The organism is Pseudomonas libanensis (genome assembly GCF_001439685.1).
In the GTDB taxonomy this organism is placed as follows: Bacteria; Pseudomonadota; Gammaproteobacteria; order Pseudomonadales; family Pseudomonadaceae; genus Aquipseudomonas; species Aquipseudomonas libanensis.
Genome location: NZ_JYLH01000008.1, coordinates 249,537 through 257,449 on the forward strand (window position 1 = coordinate 249,537; position 7,913 = coordinate 257,449).

At 58.5% G+C, this 7,913-nt stretch carries 8 protein-coding genes; 4 read left to right on the plus strand and 4 right to left on the minus strand.

Features of this window, described 5'->3' with window-relative positions:
* Window positions 1-6 precede the first annotated feature (6 nt).
* The 3 genes from TU73_RS15105 to TU73_RS15115 are packed head-to-tail and all read right to left on the minus strand — an operon-like array spanning window position 7 to window position 1,923.
* Window positions 7-567: a rhomboid family intramembrane serine protease gene (locus TU73_RS15105; protein ID WP_057012901.1), complete on the minus strand. Its 561-nt coding sequence runs from the start codon at window positions 565-567 to the stop codon at window positions 7-9.
* Window positions 568-625: 58 nt separating this feature from the next.
* Window positions 626-1,324, minus strand: coding sequence for a PspA/IM30 family protein (locus TU73_RS15110; RefSeq protein ID WP_057012902.1), 699 nt, complete (start codon window positions 1,322-1,324; stop codon window positions 626-628).
* A 17-nt stretch (window positions 1,325-1,341) separates the two neighbouring features.
* Window positions 1,342-1,923 (minus strand): YjfI family protein, encoded by a 582-nt coding sequence (locus TU73_RS15115; protein WP_043048040.1) that lies wholly within the window; start codon window positions 1,921-1,923, stop codon window positions 1,342-1,344.
* Between the two features lie 368 nt (window positions 1,924-2,291).
* Between TU73_RS15115 and ycaC the strand changes: the two genes are divergently transcribed.
* A complete protein-coding gene (gene ycaC, locus TU73_RS15120; protein ID WP_034117703.1) occupies window positions 2,292-2,924 on the plus strand; it encodes an isochorismate family cysteine hydrolase YcaC in 633 nt (210 codons plus the stop codon).
* Between the two features lie 61 nt (window positions 2,925-2,985).
* Here ycaC and TU73_RS15125 read toward each other — a convergent pair whose 3' ends face one another.
* Window positions 2,986-4,017, minus strand: coding sequence for a PDDEXK nuclease domain-containing protein (locus tag TU73_RS15125; protein WP_057012903.1), 1,032 nt, complete (start codon window positions 4,015-4,017; stop codon window positions 2,986-2,988).
* A gap of 183 nt (window positions 4,018-4,200) precedes the next feature.
* Between TU73_RS15125 and TU73_RS15130 the strand changes: the two genes are divergently transcribed.
* From TU73_RS15130 to TU73_RS15140, 3 genes are all read left to right on the plus strand, one after another.
* On the plus strand, window positions 4,201-4,845 hold the full coding sequence (locus TU73_RS15130; protein ID WP_057012904.1) for an NAD(P)H-dependent oxidoreductase: 645 nt from the start codon (window positions 4,201-4,203) through the stop codon (window positions 4,843-4,845).
* Window positions 4,784-5,164 (plus strand): MerR family transcriptional regulator, encoded by a 381-nt coding sequence (locus TU73_RS15135; RefSeq protein ID WP_057012905.1) that lies wholly within the window; start codon window positions 4,784-4,786, stop codon window positions 5,162-5,164. Before TU73_RS15130 ends, TU73_RS15135 begins: the two co-directional genes overlap by 62 nt.
* Window positions 5,165-5,299: 135 nt before the next feature.
* On the plus strand, window positions 5,300-7,913 hold a 2,614-nt coding region (locus TU73_RS15140), incomplete at its 3' end, for a DUF6531 domain-containing protein (protein ID WP_167347567.1).

Sequence of the window (7,913 nt, forward strand, 5' to 3'; positions counted from 1 at the left end):
GTGCGCTCACTCGGCATTAAACCTGCTGCGCGGTGCAGAGAGAAGTAGCTTGGCGGCAATAAACCCGGCGAGCGCACCGAAGAGATGACCTTCGACGGAAACACCCTGCCGGGGCAGGAAGCCAAGGATCAGGCCGCCATACAGTACCGCCACCACACCGGCGGTTATCAGGTTGCTCCAGCTTCTGTGAAACCAGGCGCGCGCGAGCAGGTAAGCCCATAGCCCGAATACCCAGCCGCTGGCACCGACGTGAATGCCTGAAAAACCGAACAGCCAGACCAACGCGCCACCCAGCACAATCACGATTGCGCTGACAGTAATGAAGCGGTGGAGCCCGTCGAGAATGACCAGGGTGCCCAGGAGCAGAAAGGCAATCAGGTTTGCGCTCAGGTGGGCAAAGGACGCGTGCAGAAACGGTGAGGTGAGGATGCCGACCAGGCCGTGCAGCGTTCGCGGGACCAACCCGAATGCCATCAGGCTGTAACCGGTCGCTACATTGAGCAGTTGCAGCGCGACCATCAAGAGGGCCAGGCCTGCGATTGTCTTGAAACCCTTCAAGGCGTCCATCCTCACCTCGGCATAAAAAAGAAGGGCAGAAATGCCCTCCTCCCTTCGGCGGCGTCGCTTATTCAGCCGACTTTTTCTTCAGACGCTCAAGAATCGCATTGGCACTGCCTTCGTTCGGCGTGATGCCGGCGTCGCGCAGCTTGCGTTCCAGGTCAGTACCCGTCGACGCCTCAGCCAGTTCGTCCTGGGCTTGCAATTCAGCGGCGCGCTGCTGCTGCTTGGCCTGCAAGCGATTCAGCGTACCGACGGCAGTTTCCAGCTTGCCGTTGGCCCCGCCGCTGGCAATGGATGCGCTGACCTGGGCCTTTTGCACGCTGTCGCGAGCCTTGGCCATGTCCACTTGCTGGCGCAGGCTTTTGATCCGGCTCTCGGCCTTGGTGATGTCCTTGCGCATGCTCTCGGCGTAGCCACCGAACTCGGCGGTCTGCTTTTGCTCGACGTCCCGCTCGTTGGTCAGGGTCGAAATGGCTTCGGCGACTTCCAGGGCCAGGTCTTCACGATTGGCCTGGATCGCGGCCATCGCCTTGGTCTCCAGGTCTTTGATCTTGGCGTCGTACTCGCCAACACGGTCAGCGGCCAGTTTGTGCTTGGCCATGATGCTGACCAGCTCACGCTTGGCATTGGCCAGCGCGCTGTCAGCATCGCGAATTTCCTGGTCAAGGATGCGCAGGGCCTGTTGGTCGACGATCGATTCGCCGACTTCATTGGCACCGCCACGCAGCGCGGTGAACAATTTGCTCCAGATGGACTGAGTCATTAGGTTTTCCCGAATAATTAGTTGAAGAAACGTTCGAAGGCTTCGCTGGCGCGCTGCACGTTGTCGACGAGGGTTTTCACCTCGGTCACGATGTTGGTCAGGCTGGAGTCGGAGCTGAGCGCACCGAACATGTTGTAGACCACCTGCCCGTTGGGCATGGACTCGATGCCGATGGAAGACAATGGGAACATCTCCCGGCTGCGCAGCACCGCATCATTGAACTTGGCGACATCATTGATGGACTCGACGTCGACCAGCACGGTGTCCACGATGATCTGTTCGCCCACCACTGCGATGTAAATCGGCAAGCCACCAAAGTCGTTCATTTCCAGCTTGATGCTGGACTCGGAGCCTTGGACGAGAGAAAGCGTAATATCTTTGGACGTCACTTCATCCAGGGCCTGCAGCGCGCTGAAGAGGCGATCGATGTTCCAGTTGGTACCTGCGCTCATGAAATTCTCCGACATGAATGAGCCAGCCAGGATCGGTTGGCGAAGCTGTTTCTCCATCTGCTTGAGCAAGCTTCGGTTTTCGGGAAGCACCCAAGCCTCGTGTTTCACATAACCGGCGGCCGCCAGGCCCGCGCGCATCTGCTTCATGTAAAAGCTCGATGGCTTTTTCGCAGACTGTTTCAAGCGCTCTCCCTGAAGGCTGGCTGAATCGGTATCGGGCCCTGCAGCAGGGCTCGATGGAGAGCTGCTTTTCATCGTACTGACCTCGCTGTGAAAAACTCACGCGTGAGAAAATCTACAGGCAATGTTCGCTGCACTCAATAGCTCACGCGTGAGATTTTTCCGAAGCTTTTCCCGCCCATGGCAAGACCCTATCTTGTGAGCGTTCAGGAATTGTCTCCTATGAGTTGACTGTATTACCTATTTCAGCCGATTTATCCCCCATAACCCACCTATTAATCTGTGCCCATGTTGAACGCAACGCCCAACCAACCTAAACAAAAAAGGATTCAACCATGAGCACTGCAACCTACAACCGTTTGAACAAAGACGACGCCATCGTACTGCTGGTCGACCACCAGACCGGCCTGATCTCCCTGGTGCAGGACTTTTCTCCCAACGAGTTCAAGAACAATGTGCTGGCCCTGGCGGACCTGGCCAAGTTCTTCAACTTGCCGACCATCCTCACCACCAGCTTCGAGCAAGGCCCCAATGGCCCGCTGGTGCCGGAGTTGAAGGAGATGTTCCCGGACGCGCCTTACATCGCCCGCCCCGGCCAGATCAACGCCTGGGACAACGAAGACTTCGTCAAGGCGATCAAGGCCACCGGGCGTAAGCAGATCATCATTGCCGGTGTGGTAACCGATGTGTGCGTGGCGTTCCCGACCTTGTCGGCGCTGGCGGAAGGCTTTGAAGTGTTTGTGGTGACGGATGCGTCTGGCACCTTCAATACCACGGTGCAGCAAGCGGCGTGGAGCCGGATGACCCAGGCCGGGGCGCAGTTGATGAACTGGTTCTCGGTGGCCTGTGAGCTGCATCGCGACTGGCGCAACGACATCGAAGGTCTGGGGAATCTGTTGTCCCAGCGCATTCCCAACTATCGCAACTTGATGAATGGCTATGCGGCGCTGACTGCACAGCAGAAGTAAGCCTGCCGAGTGTGACGCTAAGCCTGCCCTGAAAAGCAGGCTTGCGGTGTTTGAGCCGGACCTACCCCGCCAACTCTCGCTCAATTTGTTCAATGCTGGGCAAGCTGGATTGCAACTCTGCCGGCAAAGACTCCACCAGTTGATATTCCGCCACGCCGATAGGCCGGTTGTTATCGCGCAGTGCATATTCTGCCACCACCTCATTTTTACCCTTGCACAACAACAGGCCAATGGTCGGGCCATCCTGTGGGTGCTTCAGCTCGGCATCCACAGCGGCGAGATAGAAACTCAACTTGCCCAGATGCTCGGGCTTGAATTTGCCCGCCTTGAGTTCGATCACCACGTAGCAACGCAGCTTCAGGTGATAGAACAACAGGTCGACGAAGAACTCATCACCGCCGACCTTGAGCAACACTTGCCGGCCAACGAAGGCAAAGCCTGCGCCCAACTCCAATAAAAAGTCAGTGACATGCTTGATCAAGGCGTTTTCGATATCACGCTCTTGTGCATTCAGGCCCAGGCTGAGGAAGTCAAAGCGGTAGGGGTCCTTGAGGGATTCGCGAGCCAGGTCGGATTGAGCTTTGGGCAGATGACTTTCGAAGTTGCTGACTGCTTTGCCACTGCGCTCCAGCAGGCGATTTTCAATGTGCATCACCAGCGTGTTGCGCGACCAGCTGTGTTTGATCGTTTGGGTGATGTACCAACGACGGGTTTCAGGACCGGGAAGCTTATCGAGCAACACCACGTTGTGACCCCAGGGCAATTGTGCAGCAGCCTGTTGCACAAATTCAGAATCCGGCCACGCCTCGGCGAAAGCACGCATGTACTTGAGATTGCGCGGTGAAAAACCCTTGATGTCGGGAAAGGCCGCCCGCAGATCCTGTGCAAGACGGTCGATCACTTTGCTCCCCCAGCCTTGATCATTCTGACGGGTCAGAATATCGCGGCCGATCTGCCAATAGAGCAGCACCAGTTCACGATTGACCGCGATTGAGGCGCGCTGTTGTGCGTTATGGATACGGCCTTTGAGATCTGTCAGCCAATCGCTGTAGCCCTCGGGAGGCTCGGTCAGCCCGATAGCGGTTTCGCTCATGCCTTTTTACTCTTGTGTTTTCAGCAGGCTAGTCAGGCCATCGTGCCGTCACAAGGGCTCATGAATACTCCAGGAAGGGTCCTGCACACCTTACGGAACGGTCCTGCTGGCACTGGTTGCGGCCCTTGACTCTCCCCTATACGGCACCCCCTACCCTGAATGCTCATTTCAGGAGCCTTCAGCATGAGTCAACGCGTCCTGGTCATTCTCGGCCACCCGTCCACCGATAGTTTTTGTTCAGCCCTCGCACAGACTTATATCCACTCCGCGAAAACCGCAGGCCACGACGTACGCGTCCTACGCCTGGGGGACCTCAGGTTCGACCCCGTCCTTCACCACGGGTATACCCAGGTCCAAGCGCTTGAGCCCGACCTGCTCAGCGCCCAAGCCGACATTCTTTGGGCCGAGCACCTCACATGGGTTTTCCCTGTCTGGTGGGGCGGTATCCCGGCACTGATGAAAGGCTTCATCGACCGAGTTTTCCTACCCGGCTTCGCCTTCAAATACCGCGCAGGCAAGGCATTCCCTGACAAGCTGCTAAAGGGCCGAACCGCGCACTTGCTAGTGACCCTGGACACACCGGCGTGGTATTACCGCTGGGTCTACCGCATGCCGGCCATCCACCAGATGCGTCGCACCACGCTGGCGCTGTGTGGCATCACGCCGAGCAAGACCCTGTTGTTCGGGCCGGTGCTGGGCTCTACGCTGACGCGGCGGGCCAAGTGGCTGAAACAGGCCGGCACATTATTTGAAAAAGGGAGTTTTCATGTACATCGGCAAAGCCGCGCAGTTGTCCGGCACGACCATCAAGGCGATTCGTCACTATGAGGCGATTGGATTGATGCCCGAGCCTCAGCGTCTTGGCGGCTATCGCGTTTATACGGCGCAGAGCGTCGAGCGCCTGACCTTTATCAAGTGTGCCCAGCAGCTGGGATTCAAACTCAAGGAATTGCAGGAGATTTTGCTGGGATACGACGGTAACGCCCTTCCCTGGGAGCGAGCGGACCAAGCCATCGCTAACAAGAAGCACGCGCTGGCCGCGCAAATCGCCGTGTTGCAACGAATGCAGGCGGGCTTGATTGAGTTTGAAACCCAACTGAAAGACGCCCAAGGGCACTGCTCGTCAATCAGCAGCGTCGCCATTTGACGCAGTCTTTGCGCATGAGTTGACGCAGACTTTTGCGAGCCCCCTGTAAGGGCAATCTGATTTTCCAGACCGTTCATCCAGCCGCTTTTCGCTGCGGCAGACTCCGACGCCTTGCCTTCTGTCGAGACGTCATGGATGACCCACGCCACCCACATCGCCGCTATCGAACATGAACTGGATGGTTTCCATCAGAGCCTGGTGGAGTACCGCCAGCAGATGGGCGCCTGGTATTCGCGGGCACTGGATTCGGTCAGCCATGCAGCGGATATGCCGTCATTGCTGGGCATGGACCGGGTGCTGCGGGCTGGGGATTCCCAGCGTTCGGTAAGTCTTAGCGACGCGGACTTTTCCACCGTGGCCCGTTGCCCGGTGGGTGGCGAGCTGAAGATCGAGAGCAAATTCGAATCAGCGTATGACGTGCCGATTGGCGATATTCCGGTCGAGGTGATCGGGCTGGACGACGGCAGCTCCACGCGAGTCATGCTCGATGAGCACGGTAAGGGTTCGCACTACTGCGCCGCCGGTGGGCGCTATCAGGTGCGGGTTCAGGGTGGCGTTTCAGCGCAGCAAGTGGACGCCTTGTTTGCCTCCTATGCCGGGCTGACGGCGGACTTGGAACAGTGGCTTCGGTCGCAGTGGAAAGACTTCAAACCCCACTGGGAACGCTCTACTGCCAGTGCGATTGGCAGCGGCGTGCTGGCAGGCAGTTGGGCGGCGATCCGTGACGTGTGGGACAGCATCAAGCTGGTGCAGGCGATGCTTGAAGACCCGTTGAAGTACGTCGAGCAACTGGGCAGCGAGGCGGCCAAGTTGGCGCAGATCGCCACCGATGCGCCCAAGGTCATGGAGCAGGCGATGCTGCTGGCCAGTGATGAAGCGGCGCTGTACCTGTTACTGCGCACCGCCATGATCTGGCTGGACGCGTTACCGCCCGGTGAAGTCGCTCAGGCAGCCGCCAGTTTTATGGTGTCGCTACTGATTGATCTGGTGATTGGCTCAGTGTTGACCATCGCGCTGCCAGCGGCGGGCGTGGCGTATTTGAGCATGCGCCTGGTCAAGTACGGCAAGCGGATTCTTGCGGCGGCAGTGGGCTTCGTGGAGGGCGTGCTGGCGATTCTCACCAAGTTCATGCAGGCGGTGGACCGCTACAAAGCGGTGGCGGTTCGCGGGGTGGTCGGCGGGCTGAAGCAAGGCACGATGCAGATGCGCTGGAAGGCCCGGCAGAACGCGGTGCTGAAGCAGAAAGAGCGTGTGGATGATGTGCCTGTCGTGGCGTCGAATCCGAAGGGGGATGCGGCGGCACCTGCGGACAAGACGGTCACTCATGGCTGCCCGGTGTCGATGGTCACCGGGGAAGAGTTACTGACCCTTACCGATGGCACGCTGGACGGGATCTTGCCGTTTGAGTGGACGCGGCTGTATCGCACCAGTGCGGTGGAAGTGGATTGTGGGTTGGGGTTTGGCTGGAGTCATGCGCTGGCGCACAGGCTTGCTGTGTCGGGCGATTCGGTGGTGTGGACGGACCATGAGAATCGCCGTACGCAGTTTCCGTTGCCCACCGATTCTCGAGCCGCGATCACCAATAGCCTGGCCGAAGCGGCGATCTACCTGGGCTCGGCGCCTGATGAACTGGTGTTGGCCCAAGCGTCACGGTTCTATCACTTTCGCGACGGGGTGCTGGTCTCGATCAGTGATGCGTATGACAACCGCCTGCGCATTGTGCGTGATCGTTCAGGGCGGATTGAGCGGCTGGATAACGGTGTCGGCCGTTCGTTTTTATTGCGCTATGAGTGTGACCGGATCGTGGCGGTGGACTACCAGGTTCATCGCGCCAAAGACCGTGGACCCTACGTCTGGGAGACCGAGCAGAACCTTGTTTCCTACGCCTATGACGAAGACGGACGACTGGTTTGCGCGACCAATGCCGTCGGTGAAAGCGAGCGTTATCGGTACGACGAGCAGCACGTCATTGTCGAGCGGCAGTTGGCCGGTGGGGCGAGTTTCTTTTGGGCGTGGGAAGGCTCCGGCAAGGCGGCACGCTGTGTCCGGCATTGGGCGAGTTTTTCGCAGATGGACACGCGGTATGCCTGGGGGGATGACGGCCGTGTCACGGTGCATAACGCTGATGGTAGCCAGGAAGTTTACGTCCACGATGATCGGGCGCGCTTGGTACAGCGCATTGATCCGGACGGTGCCCAGTATTTCAAATCCTACGATGAAAAAGGCCGGCTGACCGTCGAGCAAGATCCGCTGGGGGCGGTGACGGCCTATCAGTACGACGAAGCCGGACGCTTGGTGGCGTTGTTTCCGGGGGATGACGAGCCGACGTCCTACGAGCATGACAATGGTTTCGTACGGGTTGTCAGGCGCGGCGAAGCGGTCTGGAAATATGAGCGTAATGACCAGGGCGATGTTACGCGCAGGACTGATCCCGATGGGCAGGTGACGGACTATAGCTACAACAAACGCGGGCAGTTAACCGGAGTTTGGTACCCCGATCACAGTTGTCATCGGTTGGTGTGGAATGAGCGAGGGCAGTTGCTTGAGGAGCAATTGCCCAATGGCGCGATCAAGCGTTATCGCTATGACGATCTTGGACGGGAGATTGCCCGTGAGGATGAACATGGCGCGCAGGCTCTTTATGAATGGGACGCCGTAGGACGTCTGCTGAAACTGACCCAGCCCGGCGGCGCCACTCGGGAATTCAGCTACAACCCCTACGGCAAAATCATCGCCGAGCGCGATGAAC

Excerpts from the sequence above, each read along its gene's own strand:
- TU73_RS15105 (WP_057012901.1), bottom strand. The coding sequence starts at position 567 with ATGGACGCCTTGAAGGGTTTCAAGACAATCGCAGGCCTGGCCCTCTTG.
- TU73_RS15110 (WP_057012902.1), bottom strand. The coding sequence starts at position 1,324 with ATGACTCAGTCCATCTGGAGCAAATTGTTCACCGCGCTGCGTGGCGGT.
- TU73_RS15115 (WP_043048040.1), bottom strand. The coding sequence starts at position 1,923 with ATGAAGCAGATGCGCGCGGGCCTGGCGGCCGCCGGTTATGTGAAACAC.
- ycaC (WP_034117703.1), top strand. The coding sequence starts at position 2,292 with ATGAGCACTGCAACCTACAACCGTTTGAACAAAGACGACGCCATCGTA.
- TU73_RS15125 (WP_057012903.1), bottom strand. The coding sequence starts at position 4,017 with ATGAGCGAAACCGCTATCGGGCTGACCGAGCCTCCCGAGGGCTACAGC.
- TU73_RS15130 (WP_057012904.1), top strand. The coding sequence starts at position 4,201 with ATGAGTCAACGCGTCCTGGTCATTCTCGGCCACCCGTCCACCGATAGT.
- TU73_RS15135 (WP_057012905.1), top strand. The coding sequence starts at position 4,784 with ATGTACATCGGCAAAGCCGCGCAGTTGTCCGGCACGACCATCAAGGCG.